The sequence below is a fragment of the Agrobacterium sp. 22-214-1 genome, assembly GCF_053522465.1.
Genome location: NZ_JBNWCK010000001.1, coordinates 488,514 through 502,240, shown reverse-complemented (window position 1 = coordinate 502,240; position 13,727 = coordinate 488,514). Strand labels below are relative to the sequence as shown.

The following is a 13,727-nucleotide window of genomic DNA, read 5'->3' as shown; positions in this document are numbered from 1 at the left end:
CCGGATTTACCCGCCTCAACATCTCCCGCTCACCGCATCTGCAAGGAACAAACGGACGGCAACCGCGTTCTCTCCCCGCAAACAAACGAGCTTTCCGCCGGTTTCGGCTGAGGGAGGAAACATGATCAAGCTTATGAAAACCACAGCTCTGGCGATGGGCATCGCCCTGGCATCCTTCGCCGCGCCGATCCCCGCAGGTGCGCAGGACATGGAACTCAGAATCGGCCCCGATGGCGTTCGCCCCGTCATCCGCGATCGTGACCGGGACGTAGACCGCCGCGGCCCGCCCCGCATGCGCGGCTGCAGCGAACGCGAAGCCCGCGCCGCCGCCCGTGAAGCAGGCCTGCGCGATCCCGAGGTCGTGCGCGTCACCCCTGGTCGTGTCGTCGTCGAAGGCTTCACGCGCCGGGGGCCGGATCGCATCACCTTCGCCAATGAACGGGGCTGCCCGGAAATTTGATTGGATAAACAGCATGGAACCCGCCGCAAGGCGGGTTTCTCATTTGCGCTGAATTCGAGCCATTCCAAAGCTGATTAACGCGATCGAGGCATCCCTCGTCGCAGCGTTGTTCGAATGATTTTTGCGCTTTATGGCAGATGGGGTGGGATTCGAACCCACGGTACGCTCTCACGCACGCCGGTTTTCAAGACCGGTTCCTTAAACCACTCGGACACCCATCCATCGGTGGTGAGGCTTTATAGCGGTTTGAAAAAGGCCGTCAATCCCGCCCGGACGAGCTGTGTCGCCCTTCTCTTATGGTTGGCAGATCATTGCCCCGGGGTCGTTGCCGGCGGCAGCAGGGATCCATCACCTGAAGGTATCGAGGGCACCTGCTGAGCCGTATCGAATAGCGTCAGGCTTAAAACGATTGCCACAAGCACCAGCAAAAGCGCCACGAAGAGGATTCCCGATTTATCCATGCGTCTGCTCATGTCACGTTATGTTAAAGGCGAATATGTGCAATTCGAGGCAATGCGAAGAATAAAGCGAAAGTCTGTCAAGTTGTCTTACAGATTTCCCGAACTCATCGTTTAAAAATCTGCTGATTGAGCGAAATTTATGCATAGGCGTACTGTTTGGGACGGAAATGGCCTATCGCGTCAGCACTATTGTCACTTATATCAACCCATCGCTCCCGGGCATTGCCCAACTTTCCCCGAGCGATCAACCTGCCCCGCCTCTTTGCGGGGCTTTTTTCTTTTATGGCCCAGAAGACGAAGCACGGCCAAAAAGGCCAGCGGCTCTCCATACCGCCCTCGCCTCAGACGCCGATGCTCGGCCCGCCATTGCCATGCCGGCCGTCACCCCGGAGAATATCTTCGAACAGGTTCAGCAGCGCCGGCGGCAAGGTATCGGACAATTCGGCGATGATTTCGTTGGCGCGATTATAGGAATAAATGGCTGAAAGCGTCAGCACCAGCAGCACGATCCACGGCCAGATCGGCTTGCGCCTTTGCGGCGCTCCGTTCGGTTGTTGCGGTAAAGTCATGCCGATACCTTCCCTTCAGGCCTTCACGCGCGGCTCGCCTCCGGGCGCATAGGCGGTTTTCTGCAGGAAACGGAATATGTTGCCGCACTGGGCGCAGCGGATCATGAAATCCGTTGGATCGCCCGAGGCGCGCTCCGCGCGAAATCCACGCGGCATTTCATCGATGCGAAAATCGACGTCCCGGCGGCTCTTGTCATCCGATTCCGACGCTTCGGCAAAACCCTGATGACCACATCTGGAACATTCGAGCTTCCGGGAATATCTGTCGCGCGCTGCCATATGCCGTCCTTTGCTTGGTCGTTATCAGGTAGCAGTGGCAAAACATCATTTCAATGCCGATCGCCTCGGGTTAAAGCTTTGCACGGCTATTTCCCGGCCGGAAACTTATCCGGCGGCCGGAACGAATATGGAAGCCCATGAACGACCAGAAACCCCTGCTTTCATCGTCACTCATGCTCCGGGCCGCTCTCATCGCCGGAATTCTTCTCGTCTTTCTAGGCACCCTCAATCTCGGCATCAAATGGTATGGCGAGCGGATTCTCCAGGCGGGCCATACGACGGCCACCGAGGAGGTGGAGATCGTCATCGGCAACGACCGGCTGAAGCTTGCCAAAAACACCCTGCGGGCGCCTTCCGAGCGCCTCGGCGGAGAACGCGAGCGCGTCGACCTTTATCTGAGCTGGCCTGACCTCAAGGGGTATGAGGAAGCGAATCGCGCCGTCTTCGACGATCCGGCGCAGGCGGCAGGGCTCATCTTCATCCAGCTTTCGCAAAGCACCATGTCCGAGGACATGTCCGGCCGTTTCGGGCCGATCTATTCACGGCTGACGGAAGGAGAGCCCGTGCCGCTGAAGCACGGCCTGCTGCTGCACCGCCTGCGGGCTGATTCCGGTTACGGCAAGGAAGTCATACTGACCGGCGAGCGCGAAGGCGAAAGCGCCTATGTGGTGCGCTGCCTGCTGCCGCAAACGCCGCAGGCGGCCACCGGCAGCGATTGTCAGAGGGATATTCACGCCGGACAGGACCTCAGCCTGTTCTACCGTTTCTCCTCCGCCCTGCTGCCGCAATGGCAAAAGCTGGATGCGGATGTGAAAAACTATATCGAGCGCCGCCTCGTAAAAGACGGAAATCGGTGAAACAGCACGGCACAGATTGCGTGCGAAAAGTCGCATTTTATGGAAGGCAGATACCTTTCATAAACCACTTGGTAACGCCATCCCGATAAAGTTTCTTCCCGGAGCATCGGGCGGGGCGTGTCCGAGCGGAACAGAAATATGCGATTGAAGAGTTCAGCAGTGTTGAAAAGTCTATCTGGGGCACATTCGCGCAAAGCGGGTGCGACGTCTTTCGTAAGGTTTATTGCGTTAACCCTTGCTGCGGCGTTCATAACCGCAACATCCGTTCAAACCGCAAAGGCCGATCCGAAATATGCGGGCATCGTCATCGATGCCAAAACCGGCAAGGTCCTCTATGGCGAGGATCCGGACGGGCTGCGTTATCCGGCTTCGCTGACGAAGATGATGACGCTTTATCTGACATTCGAAGCGCTCAATACTGGACGTATCTCGCTCGATTCCAAGGTGCCGGTGTCAGCCAACGCCGCCAAGGAGCCGCCGTCCAAGCTCGGTGTGCGCGCCGGCGGCAGCATCACCGTGGAGCAGGCTATCCTCGCGCTCGTCACCCGGTCCGCAAATGACATGGCAACCGCGCTCGGCGAATATCTCGGTGGCTCGGAAGACCGTTTCGCCAGAATGATGACCGCCAAGGCCCGCGCACTCGGCATGACCCGCACGACCTATCGCAACGCCAACGGCCTGCCCAACACGGCGCAGATGACGACGGCACGCGACCAGGCCCGTCTCGGCGTCGCGCTTCGCCAGCATTTCCCGCAATATTACGGCTATTTCTCCACCCGCACTTTCAATTTCGGCAAGCAGGTTATCGGCAACCATAACCGCCTCGTCGGAACCGTGAAGGGTGTGGATGGCATCAAGACCGGTTATACCCGTGCAGCCGGCAGCAACCTTGCCACATCGGCTCAGCTGGACGGCCGCTCCATCGTCGCCGTCGTTCTCGGCGGCCGCTCCAGCGCTGCCCGTGACGCCACCATGCGCAAGCTTGTCGCAACCTATCTGCCGCAGGCATCGCGTGGCGGCAACAGCAACCTGATCGCGCAGACCCGCTCAGCGCCGGTCGAAGAGCCCGTCGCCGTGGCCGCTGCTGTTCCTTCCGTGGCAGTTGCGGCAACCGCAGCCGGCCTGCCCAATTCCGGTCCGGTGCCGCAGACCCGTTACGAAGAAGCCCCGGTCACCGCCTTCGCGGGCTCCTCTTCCAATGCAGCCGTCAAGGCCATGGAAGCCGCCACCTGGCAGAAGGGCAAGGACCCAATCAATCAGGCGCCCGCTGCACCGGACCGCAAGTTGATCACCAACTCGACCAAGGTGGACAATATCGTCACCGCATCCACCACGGCGCCTGTCCTCTCCGCCCCTTCGGTCTCGGCCAGGGCAGAGGCTCCGCAGGGCGGCTGGGTGATCCAGATCGGTGCATCTCCCGATGAGAACTCCGCACGCGGCCTGTTGCAGAACGCGCAGGAAAAGGGTGGCGCGGCACTGCGCTCCGCAAAACCCTTCACGGTCGCCTTCAGCAAGGACGGCTCCCAGATCTACCGCGCCCGTTTCGGCGGCTTCGATGGCCAGAACGCCGCGGTGAATGCATGCAATGCATTGAAAAAGAAAGGCGTCAGCTGCTGGGCGTCACTCCAGTAACAGACGTTTCCACAGGCGGTGCTTCATGGTCGAAACATCGCCTGTCTCCTCGAAGTTTGTAATGTGTAGCGAGGCTTTCCAAGATGGCAGTCAACGAGAATTATTCGGACATTGCGTCTGGCAACGGGCATGGCAGCCTGTCGGTTCTGCATCCCATTCACGAAGTGGCGATGCGTATCGCCGATCTCGGTCTCAACCGTTCCAAGGCGAAGACACGCGATCTCGTGGCGCTGCTTCTGTCGCATGGCGCCCGTGCCTGGCGCTCCAATCAGCCGGAAGCAAACATCCACCTTCACGTCGCGAGCCGTTCGGGTCGCGCTCCGGTCCATATTCGGATTCGCTGAAAATCAAACGCAGTCGATACGACACAAACAAAAACCCCGCGGAGCCTGAGCGCCGCGGGGTTCTTCTTGATTGGTACCCGAAGATGACGAGGCGGCTTACGCCTCGTTCTCCGGTGCCTCCGGCAGATCGTCGGCGGCATCTTCGCCATTACCGTTCTCTGCTTGGTCGTCGCCTTCCGGCTCGTTGATGCGCTCCACGGAAACCACCTTCTCATCCTTCGCGGTAGAGAAGATCGTCACACCCTTGGTGGCGCGGCTGGCGATGCGGATGCCGTTGACCGGCACGCGGATGAGCTGCCCGCCATCGGAAACCAGCATGATCTGGTCGCCTTCGTCCACGGGGAAGGCCGCAACCAGTTCGCCGATCTCGTTGGTCTTCGAGGTGTCGGTGGCGCGGATGCCCTTGCCGCCGCGGCCCGAGGTGCGGAAATCGTAAGAAGAGGAGCGCTTGCCGAAGCCCTTCACGGAAACCGTCAGCACGAATTCTTCACGTGCCTTCAGTTCCTGATAACGCTCTTCGCTCAGTTCACCCTCTTCCGTCACTTCCTCGCCAACGAGTGCGATATCGTCCTCATCGACGCCTGCGGCACGCCGCTCAGCAGCCGAGCGCTTAAGATAGGCCGCACGCTCCCACGGTTCAGCTTCCACATGGCCCACAATGGTCATGGAAATGATGCGGTCACCCTCGGCCATGTTGATGCCGCGCACACCGACGGAGTTGCGGCCGGCAAAGACGCGCACATCGTCCACGGGGAAGCGGATGCACTGGCCGAGCGCGGTCGTCAGCAGCACGTCATCGCGGTCCGTACAGGTTTCGACGGAGAGGATTTCATCGCCCTCCTCGTCCAGCTTCATGGCGATCTTGCCATTGCGGTTGACCTGCACGAAATCGCCGAGCTTGTTGCGGCGAACCGTGCCGCGTGTCGTCGAGAACATCACGTCAAGCGTTTCCCAGGTGGTCTCATCCTCGGGCAACGGCATGATGGTGGTGATGCGCTCGCCGGGCTCCAGCGGCAGCATGTTGATGAGGGCCTTGCCCTTGGACTGCGGCGTGCCGATCGGCAGACGCCAGACCTTTTCCTTGTAGACGATGCCACGCGAGGAGAAGAACAGCACCGGCGTATGGGTATTGGCAACGAAGAGACGGTTGACGAAATCCTCGTCGCGCGTCGCCATGCCGGAACGGCCCTTGCCGCCGCGACGCTGCGCCCGGTACGTGGTCAGCGGCACGCGCTTGATATAGCCGAGATGCGAAACGGTGACGACCATGTCCTCGCGGGCGATGAGGTCTTCATCGTCCATGTCGGGACCGCCCTCGACGATCTCGGAGCGACGCGGCGTACCGAACTCGTCACGAACGGCGGTCAGCTCATCCTTCACGATCTGCATGATGCGCAGGCGCGATGACAGGATTTCCAGATACTCGCTGATCTCAGCGCCGATCTTGTTCAGCTCGTCGCCAATTTCATCGCGGCCGAGCGCCGTCAGACGGGCAAGACGCAATTCAAGAATGGCGCGTGCCTGTTCCTCGGAGAGGTTGTAAGTCCCGTCTTCGTTGATGCGGTGGCGGGGATCATCGATGAGACGGATCAGGCTTTCCACATCCTGTGCAGGCCAGCGCCGGGTCATCAGTTCCTCTCGGGCCGAAGCCGGATCGGGAGCATGGCGGATGACGCGGATGACCTCGTCGATATTGGCGACGGAAATCGCCAGACCCACCAACACATGCGCACGCTCGCGCGCCTTCCGCAGCAGGTATTTCGTGCGACGGCTGACGACATCCTCGCGGAAGGAGACGAAAGCACGCAACATGTCGAGTAGCGTCATCTGCTCGGGTTTGCCGCCGTTCAGCGCCACCATGTTGCAGCCAAACGAGGTCTGCAGTGGCGTGTAGCGGTAAAGCTGGTTCAGGATGACGTCTGCATTGGCGTCGCGCTTCAATTCGATGACGACGCGGTAACCCTGGCGGTCGGATTCGTCGCGCAGGTCGGAAATGCCCTCGATGCGCTTTTCCTTGACGAGCTCCGCCATTTTTTCGATCATCGACGCCTTGTTCACCTGGTAGGGAACTTCGGTGATGATGATCTGCTCACGGTCGCCACGCATCGGCTCGATCGTCGCGCGGCCACGCATGATAACCGATCCACGGCCAGTTTCATAAGCCGAGCGGATGCCGGAGCGGCCCATGATCAAGGCGCCGGTCGGGAAGTCGGGACCCGGAATGATCTGCATCAGTTCCGGCAGCTCGATCGCCGGATTGTCGATCATGGCGATACAGCCGTCGATCACCTCGGAGAGATTGTGCGGCGGAATATTGGTGGCCATGCCAACGGCGATGCCGCCTGCGCCGTTGACCAGAAGGTTCGGGAACTTGGCCGGAATGACGACTGGCTCCTGCAAGGTGCCGTCATAATTGTCGCGGAAGTCGACCGTTTCCTTGTCGAGATCGTCAAGCAGCGAATGCGCAGCTTTATCCAGACGGCATTCGGTATAACGTTCTGCCGCCGGCGGATCGCCGTCGATCGAGCCGAAATTGCCCTGCCCGTCGATCAGCGGCAGGCGGAGCGACCAGTCCTGCGCCATACGCGCCAGCGCGTCATAGATTGCCGAGTTGCCGTGCGGATGGAATTTACCCATCACGTCACCGGTAACGCGGGCGCATTTGACGTATTTCTTGTTCCAGTCGATGCCGAGTTCGGACATGCCGTAAAGAATACGGCGATGAACCGGCTTCAGGCCGTCTCGCACATCGGGAAGCGCGCGGGATACGATGACGCTCATGGCGTAATCGAGATACGACCGCTGCATTTCCTCCATGATGGAAATCGGTTCAATGCCTGGCGGAAGTTTTCCGCCGCCGGGGGGGCTCTGGTCAGTCAAAACGGATCACATTCTCTGTTAAGAATCGGATGGATTTTTATAGCGGAAACAGCCACGTTAAGCCAATTTCCCGGCGAGTTTTGAACAGGCTTTTGCGTCATTTGCAAGACGAACGCCGCTTTTCACGATTTAGCCTAGCAAAAGCGCCGCCGCTCCCTTTCAAAGTGCCGGCGACTTGCGTAGGCTCCGCCCTAAAAACAGATGAGACGGGGAAAGAATGGCCAGCAGCGAAACGCTCATCAACGCGCTTACCACACTTCTGGTCACGCTCGATCCGCCGGGCCTCGCCCCCGTCTTTCTGGCGCTGACCGCCGGCATGACGCGCGACCAGCGCAGCCAGGTGGCGCTGCGCGGCTCCATCATCGCCTTCGGCATTCTCGCCGTCTTCGCGCTCTTCGGCCTTGCCATCCTCAATCTTCTCGGCATCTCGCTCGGTGCTTTCCGCATCGCCGGCGGCCTGTTGCTGTTCTGGATTTCCTTCGAGATGATTTTCGAAAAACGCCAGGAGCGCAAGGAAAAGACCTCCGAGATCGCCATCACCAAGGACCACCTTCACAATCTGGCGGTCTTTCCGCTGGCGCTGCCCCTGATCGCCGGGCCGGGCGCCATTTCCGCAACCGTACTTCTCGCCGGCTCGATGAAAACCACCGTCGAGATGCTGGTGCTCATCCTGATCCTCGCTTTCGCCATGGCCCTCGTTTATGCGGCCCTGATCGTCTCGGAGCGGATGGACCGTTTTCTCGGCAATACCGGCCGCGCGATCCTCACCCGACTGCTCGGCGTGCTGCTTGCCGCCCTTTCCGTGCAGTTCGTGGTCGACGGCATAAAATCGGCCTTCGCTTTTTGAAAAGCCGCCCTTTGGCGGTGCCCGCGCAATAAATTCCCGCCAACCGCTAAAACGCCGGAAAATCCTCCCTTTAAATCCGATCGCAGCTTCGGCTAAAAGACGCATGTTTTTTCGGATTCGAAAGTTATCTCCATGCGTTCCACGCTGCGTCGCCTCATCCCGGATGCCGCACCCGTCAGCAACAGGGAAAGGCTGCGCTCCGCAACCGGCGCCTTTGTCGGCATTCTGCTGACCGGCCTTCTGGGAAGTCTCGCTCTGCGTTTCGATCCCACCCTGCCCGCCATGATCGCGCCGATGGGCGCTTCGGCCGTGCTTCTGTTCGCCGTGCCCTCCAGCCCGCTGGCGCAGCCCTGGTCGATCCTCTGCGGCAACCTCGTTTCGGCCTTCGTGGGCGTAACAGTCGCGCTGCTGATACCGGATCTATTCCTTGCCAGCGCGCTCGCCATCAGCCTCGCCATTGCCGCAATGATGGCTTTGCGCTGCCTGCACCCGCCAAGCGGTGCGGTGGCGCTCACCGCCGTTCTCGGCGGCCCAGCCGTGCACAGCCTCGGTTATGGTTTCCTGCTCTGGCCCGTCGCCGGAAATTCGCTGATCCTTCTTGCCCTGGCCCTCGCGTATAACAATGCCACCGGCCGCGCCTACCCACACGGCCTGAAGCTCGGCAAGGCCGCCCATGGCACCACCGATCCGACCCCCATCCAGAAAATCGGCTTTTCCTCCAACGACCTCGACGAGGTGCTGAAGGAATATGACCAGGTCCTGGATATCGACCGCGACGAGCTCGAAACCATTTTACGCAAGACCGAACTGCGCTCCTGGCGTCGCCGTGCGCTGCATCTCGATTGCGCCAGCGTCATGTCGCGCGATGTCGTCGGTGTTGCGCCTGATGACAGTCTGCGCCATGCCCATGCGCTGATGCACAGCCACCATTTCAAGGCATTGCCGGTCACCAACGATAAGGCGGAGATCGTCGGCATCGTCACCCAGACGGATTTTCTGGAAAAGGCGAGCTGGAGAAACGGCCGTCCCTCCATCGGTTTCCTGCAGCGGCTGCGCCTCATCCTCTCCGGCGCAAGCGCCCCCAACGATACCGTCAAGGACATCATGACATCGCCGGTCAGAACCGTACGGCCGGAAACGGCAATCGAGGAAGCCATCATCCGCTTTGCCGAAGAAGGACTGCATTACCTGCCGGTGATCGACGCCAGAGGCAAGATGGTCGGCATCGTGTCGCAATCCGATGTCATGGTCGCGATGCTGGCGGACAAGGTCGCGGCATAGTCTGCCGCGACGCCGAAATACCTTCTCCCCCATCGGAGAGCCGGCAAAGCCGGATGTTAGCGCCTCGCCTTCAGAAGACGCTGCCATAACGTGCCGCCAAAGAACCGGCCGAGCACGACAAAATATGCGACGATAAGCGCAAACGCGATAAAGGCGGGCACACCGTTCAAGGCAAAACCCTGTGGCGTGCGCCCGCCTGCAACCGCCGCCACGAGAAATCCGGCGGCGAAAAACGCCGTCCAGAAATCGAGGAAGAAGGCAAGAACGATGCGCCAGGTTGCCGGCTGTTTCGGTGCGGGCGCATCACTCATGCCTGTCTCCCGTTACGCTTTCCCGAATTCGCCATCCGCTCAGAACGGAATATCGTCATCCATATCGTTGGAGAAGCCGCCGGAAGGCTGGCCGCCGCCACGGGAAGAGCCGCCGCGCGACGAGGACTGCTGGTCGTAACCGCCGCCATAGCTGGAGCCGCCGCCGCTGCCATAATCATTGCCGCCGCCGAAATCGCCGCCGCTACGGCCACCGCCCTCACCGCGACCATCGAGCATCGTCAGCGTGGAGTTGAAGCCCTGCAGCACTATTTCAGTGGAATAACGGTCGTTGCCGGTCTGGTCCTGCCATTTGCGCGTCTGCAGCTGGCCTTCAATATAGAGCTTGGCGCCCTTCTTGACATATTGCTCGACGACCTTGCACAGGCCTTCGTTGAAGACGACGACGGTGTGCCATTCGGTCTTTTCCTTGCGCTCGCCGCTGTTGCGGTCCCGCCAGGTCTCAGAGGTGGCGATACGCAGGTTGGCGATGGGGCGTCCATCCTGCGTCCGGCGGATTTCGGGATCTGCACCCACGTTCCCGATCAGAATTACCTTGTTTACGCTACCAGCCATCTCGTCATCCTGTCCGCCAGCCTTCATGACCGGCAATTGCATTTCAAAAAATTCGCCACACAATAGCTGCCGCCGCTGGCAAAGGGCACCGCAAGCATGGAACTATCCACAAAGAATAATCTTAAGCTGCGGGAGCAGACATTCGCGCTTGCAATTCGTTCCTTTTTTGTTCTATTGAATCCCAGATTTCGAGTCAAGCATTCCGAAAAGCTGCGACCGATTGGGAATAGACCTCGACACATCCGGCTGCGTCACTACATAAGGACGCGCTGCCATCAAGCCTGTTATTTTTGTCCGAGCCTTGTCATGAGTGAACTGAAGACGATTTCCATCCGTGGCGCCCGTGAGCACAACCTCAAGGGCATCGATCTGGACCTGCCGCGCAACAAGCTGATCGTCATGACCGGCCTTTCCGGTTCGGGCAAGTCCTCGCTTGCCTTCGATACGATCTATGCCGAAGGCCAGCGCCGTTATGTCGAAAGCCTTTCGGCCTATGCGCGCCAGTTCCTGGAAATGATGCAGAAGCCGGATGTCGACCAGATCGACGGCCTGTCGCCGGCAATCTCCATCGAGCAGAAGACCACATCGCGCAATCCGCGTTCCACGGTCGGCACGGTCACCGAAATCTACGACTATATGCGCCTGCTGTTCGCGCGTGTCGGCGTGCCCTATTCGCCGGCCACGGGCCTGCCGATCGAAAGCCAGACGGTCAGCCAGATGGTCGACCGCATCCTCGCTTTCGAGGAAGGCACACGTCTTTATATTCTCGCGCCGATGGTGCGCGGCCGCAAAGGCGAATATAAAAAGGAACTCGCCGATCTGATGAAGAAGGGCTTCCAGCGCGTCAAGGTGGATGGCCAGTTCTACGAAATCGCCGACGTGCCCGCCCTCGACAAGAAATACAAACACGATATCGACGTGGTGGTCGACCGTGCGGTGGTGCGCCCGGATATGGCCGCGCGCCTTGCCGACAGTCTCGAGACCTGCCTCAAGCTTGCCGACGGCCTGGCAATCGCAGAATTTGCCGACAAGCCTCTGCCGCCCGAAGAGACCGCCGCCGGCGGCTCCGCCAACAAGTCTCTCAACGAGACTCACGAGCGTGTGCTGTTTTCGGAAAAATTCGCCTGCCCCGTTTCCGGCTTCACCATTCCGGAAATCGAGCCGCGTCTGTTCTCCTTCAACAATCCCTTCGGCGCTTGCCCCAGCTGCGATGGCCTTGGCTCGCAGCAGAAGGTGGATGAAAACCTGATCGTACCGGAGCCAGCCCGCACCCTGCGCGACGGCGCCATTGCTCCCTGGGCAAAGTCTTCCTCGCCCTATTACAACCAGACGCTGGAAGCACTCGGCAAAGCTTTCGGTTTCAAGCTTTCAAGCAAATGGTCCGATCTTTCGAAGGAGGCGCAGCACGCCATCCTTCAGGGCACGGATGACAAGATCGAGTTCAACTATCAGGACGGCGCCCGCTCCTACAAGACGGTGAAGAACTTCGAAGGCATCGTGCCCAATCTGGAGCGTCGCTGGAAAGAGACCGACAGCGCCTGGGCGCGTGAGGAAATCGAACGCTACATGTCGGCGGCCCCCTGCCCGGCCTGCGCCGGTTATCGCCTGAAGCCGGAAGCGCTCGCCGTCAAGATCAACAGGCTGCATATCGGCGAAGTCACCGAAATGTCGATCCGCACCGCGCGTGACTGGTTCGAGGTGCTGCCGGAAAGCCTAAACGCCAAGCAGAACGAAATCGCTGTCCGTATCCTCAAGGAAATCCGCGAAAGGCTGCGCTTCCTCAACGATGTCGGGCTGGATTATCTCAGCTTGTCGCGCAATTCCGGCACGCTTTCCGGCGGTGAAAGCCAGCGTATCCGTCTGGCCTCGCAGATCGGTTCGGGCCTGACAGGCGTTCTCTATGTTCTCGATGAGCCCTCCATCGGTCTGCACCAGCGCGACAATGCCCGGCTGCTCGATACGCTGAAACATCTGCGCGATATCGGTAATACCGTCATCGTGGTCGAACACGACGAAGATGCCATTCTGACGGCAGATTACGTCGTCGATATCGGCCCGGCGGCCGGCATTCACGGCGGTCAGGTGATTGCCGAAGGCTCGCCGCAGGAGGTGATGGCCAATCCAAAATCGCTAACCGGCAAATATCTCTCTGGCGAACTCGGCGTTGCCGTGCCGGCTGAGCGCCGCAAGCCCAAGAAGGGCCGCGAGATCAAGGTGTTCGGTGCACGCGGCAACAATCTGAAGAATGTCACCGCGGCTGTGCCGCTTGGCGTTTTCACCGCCGTAACCGGCGTATCGGGTGGCGGCAAGTCCACCTTCCTGATCGAGACTCTATACAAATCGGCGGCCCGCCGGGTGATGGGAGCGCGCGAAATCCCGGCCGAGCACGATCGCATCGATGGTTTCGAATTCATCGACAAGGTGATTGATATCGACCAGTCGCCGATCGGCCGAACGCCGCGCTCCAATCCGGCCACCTATACCGGCGCCTTTACGCCGATCCGTGACTGGTTCGCCGGCCTGCCGGAAGCCAAGGCGCGCGGTTATGCACCGGGCCGTTTCTCTTTCAACGTCAAGGGTGGCCGCTGTGAGGCCTGCCAGGGCGACGGTGTCATCAAGATCGAGATGCACTTCCTGCCTGACGTCTATGTCACCTGCGATGTCTGCCACGGCAAGCGCTATAATCGCGAAACGCTGGACGTCACCTTCAAGAGCAAATCCATCGCCGACGTGCTGGATATGACGGTCGAGGAAGGCGTGGAATTCTTCGCCGCCGTGCCGGCAGTGCGCGACAAGCTGCAATCGCTCTTCGATGTCGGCCTCGGTTACATCAAGGTCGGCCAGCAGGCCAATACGCTCTCCGGCGGCGAGGCGCAGCGCGTCAAGCTTGCCAAGGAACTGTCAAAGCGATCGACCGGCCGCACGCTCTATATCCTCGACGAACCGACGACCGGCCTGCACTTCCACGACGTCAACAAGCTCCTGGAAATGTTGCACGCGCTGGTGGAACAGGGCAATTCCGTCGTTGTGATCGAACACAATCTCGAAGTCATCAAGACGGCCGACTGGATCATCGATATCGGCCCCGAAGGCGGCACGGGCGGCGGCGAGGTGGTGGCGACCGGCACACCGGAGGACATCGTGAAGGTCGATCGCTCCTATACCGGTCACTTCCTGAAGGAGCTTCTGGAGCGCCGGCCGGCCGGAAAACGGGAGGCTGCGGAGTAGAACAA

13 protein-coding genes and 1 tRNA gene are annotated in these 13,727 nt (G+C 60.0%); 7 read left to right on the top strand and 7 right to left on the bottom strand.

The annotated features are described in order from the left end of the window. Window positions 1-121: 121 nt before the first annotated feature. Entirely contained in the window at window positions 122-460 is a 339-nt protein-coding gene (locus ACQZ5G_RS02550) for a hypothetical protein (RefSeq protein WP_448736886.1), read from the top strand. Between the two features lie 131 nt (window positions 461-591). Here the strand turns inward: ACQZ5G_RS02550 and ACQZ5G_RS02545 are convergent. From ACQZ5G_RS02545 to ACQZ5G_RS02530, 4 genes are all read right to left on the bottom strand, one after another. Further along, window positions 592-681, bottom strand: a tRNA-Ser gene (locus ACQZ5G_RS02545). An 87-nt stretch (window positions 682-768) separates the two neighbouring features. Further along, window positions 769-921 (bottom strand): hypothetical protein, encoded by a 153-nt coding sequence (locus ACQZ5G_RS02540; protein WP_162856850.1) that lies wholly within the window; start codon window positions 919-921, stop codon window positions 769-771. Between the two features lie 341 nt (window positions 922-1,262). Next, window positions 1,263-1,490 (bottom strand): hypothetical protein, encoded by a 228-nt coding sequence (locus tag ACQZ5G_RS02535; RefSeq protein WP_035261278.1) that lies wholly within the window; start codon window positions 1,488-1,490, stop codon window positions 1,263-1,265. A 15-nt stretch (window positions 1,491-1,505) separates the two neighbouring features. Then, a complete protein-coding gene (locus tag ACQZ5G_RS02530) occupies window positions 1,506-1,769 on the bottom strand; it encodes a hypothetical protein (RefSeq protein ID WP_035261275.1) in 264 nt (87 codons plus the stop codon). A gap of 137 nt (window positions 1,770-1,906) precedes the next feature. On the opposite strand from ACQZ5G_RS02530, the gene ACQZ5G_RS02525 reads away from it, so the two are divergent. The 3 genes from ACQZ5G_RS02525 to ACQZ5G_RS02515 all read left to right on the top strand — a co-directional run bounded on the left by ACQZ5G_RS02525 (window position 1,907) and on the right by ACQZ5G_RS02515 (window position 4,602). Further along, a complete protein-coding gene (locus ACQZ5G_RS02525) occupies window positions 1,907-2,626 on the top strand; it encodes a hypothetical protein (protein WP_448736885.1) in 720 nt (239 codons plus the stop codon). Window positions 2,627-2,764: 138 nt separating this feature from the next. After that, on the top strand, window positions 2,765-4,258 hold the full coding sequence (locus ACQZ5G_RS02520; RefSeq protein WP_448736884.1) for an SPOR domain-containing protein: 1,494 nt from the start codon (window positions 2,765-2,767) through the stop codon (window positions 4,256-4,258). Between the two features lie 83 nt (window positions 4,259-4,341). Further along, window positions 4,342-4,602: a hypothetical protein gene (locus ACQZ5G_RS02515; RefSeq protein ID WP_448736883.1), complete on the top strand. Its 261-nt coding sequence runs from the start codon at window positions 4,342-4,344 to the stop codon at window positions 4,600-4,602. Window positions 4,603-4,698: 96 nt separating this feature from the next. Here ACQZ5G_RS02515 and gyrA read toward each other — a convergent pair whose 3' ends face one another. Continuing rightward, window positions 4,699-7,482, bottom strand: coding sequence for a DNA gyrase subunit A (gyrA, locus tag ACQZ5G_RS02510; RefSeq protein WP_448736882.1), 2,784 nt, complete (start codon window positions 7,480-7,482; stop codon window positions 4,699-4,701). 217 nt (window positions 7,483-7,699) lie between these two features. On the opposite strand from gyrA, the gene ACQZ5G_RS02505 reads away from it, so the two are divergent. Both ACQZ5G_RS02505 and ACQZ5G_RS02500 read left to right on the top strand, forming a co-directional pair. Further along, window positions 7,700-8,329, top strand: a complete 630-nt coding sequence (locus ACQZ5G_RS02505; protein ID WP_003525062.1) for a MarC family protein — start codon at window positions 7,700-7,702, stop codon at window positions 8,327-8,329. A 132-nt stretch (window positions 8,330-8,461) separates the two neighbouring features. Continuing rightward, on the top strand, window positions 8,462-9,610 hold the full coding sequence (locus ACQZ5G_RS02500) for an HPP family protein (RefSeq protein WP_448736881.1): 1,149 nt from the start codon (window positions 8,462-8,464) through the stop codon (window positions 9,608-9,610). A gap of 56 nt (window positions 9,611-9,666) precedes the next feature. Here ACQZ5G_RS02500 and ACQZ5G_RS02495 read toward each other — a convergent pair whose 3' ends face one another. Then, on the bottom strand, window positions 9,667-9,921 hold the full coding sequence (locus ACQZ5G_RS02495) for a hypothetical protein (protein WP_448736880.1): 255 nt from the start codon (window positions 9,919-9,921) through the stop codon (window positions 9,667-9,669). Between the two features lie 39 nt (window positions 9,922-9,960). Next, entirely contained in the window at window positions 9,961-10,536 is a 576-nt protein-coding gene (locus ACQZ5G_RS02490) for a single-stranded DNA-binding protein (protein WP_448736879.1), read from the bottom strand. A gap of 264 nt (window positions 10,537-10,800) precedes the next feature. Between ACQZ5G_RS02490 and uvrA the strand changes: the two genes are divergently transcribed. Continuing rightward, window positions 10,801-13,722 (top strand): excinuclease ABC subunit UvrA, encoded by a 2,922-nt coding sequence (gene uvrA, locus ACQZ5G_RS02485; RefSeq protein ID WP_448736878.1) that lies wholly within the window; start codon window positions 10,801-10,803, stop codon window positions 13,720-13,722. The last annotated feature ends 5 nt before the right edge of the window (window positions 13,723-13,727 follow it).

Bases quoted from the DNA above. Each gene is read 5' to 3' on its own strand.
- ACQZ5G_RS02550 (WP_448736886.1), top strand. From the start codon at position 122: ATGATCAAGCTTATGAAAACCACAGCTCTGGCGATGGGCATCGCCCTG.
- ACQZ5G_RS02540 (WP_162856850.1), bottom strand. From the start codon at position 921: ATGGATAAATCGGGAATCCTCTTCGTGGCGCTTTTGCTGGTGCTTGTG.
- ACQZ5G_RS02535 (WP_035261278.1), bottom strand. From the start codon at position 1,490: ATGACTTTACCGCAACAACCGAACGGAGCGCCGCAAAGGCGCAAGCCG.
- ACQZ5G_RS02530 (WP_035261275.1), bottom strand. From the start codon at position 1,769: ATGGCAGCGCGCGACAGATATTCCCGGAAGCTCGAATGTTCCAGATGT.
- ACQZ5G_RS02525 (WP_448736885.1), top strand. From the start codon at position 1,907: ATGAACGACCAGAAACCCCTGCTTTCATCGTCACTCATGCTCCGGGCC.
- ACQZ5G_RS02520 (WP_448736884.1), top strand. From the start codon at position 2,765: ATGCGATTGAAGAGTTCAGCAGTGTTGAAAAGTCTATCTGGGGCACAT.
- ACQZ5G_RS02515 (WP_448736883.1), top strand. From the start codon at position 4,342: ATGGCAGTCAACGAGAATTATTCGGACATTGCGTCTGGCAACGGGCAT.
- ACQZ5G_RS02505 (WP_003525062.1), top strand. From the start codon at position 7,700: ATGGCCAGCAGCGAAACGCTCATCAACGCGCTTACCACACTTCTGGTC.
- ACQZ5G_RS02500 (WP_448736881.1), top strand. From the start codon at position 8,462: ATGCGTTCCACGCTGCGTCGCCTCATCCCGGATGCCGCACCCGTCAGC.
- ACQZ5G_RS02495 (WP_448736880.1), bottom strand. From the start codon at position 9,921: ATGAGTGATGCGCCCGCACCGAAACAGCCGGCAACCTGGCGCATCGTT.
- ACQZ5G_RS02490 (WP_448736879.1), bottom strand. From the start codon at position 10,536: ATGCAATTGCCGGTCATGAAGGCTGGCGGACAGGATGACGAGATGGCT.
- uvrA (WP_448736878.1), top strand. From the start codon at position 10,801: ATGAGTGAACTGAAGACGATTTCCATCCGTGGCGCCCGTGAGCACAAC.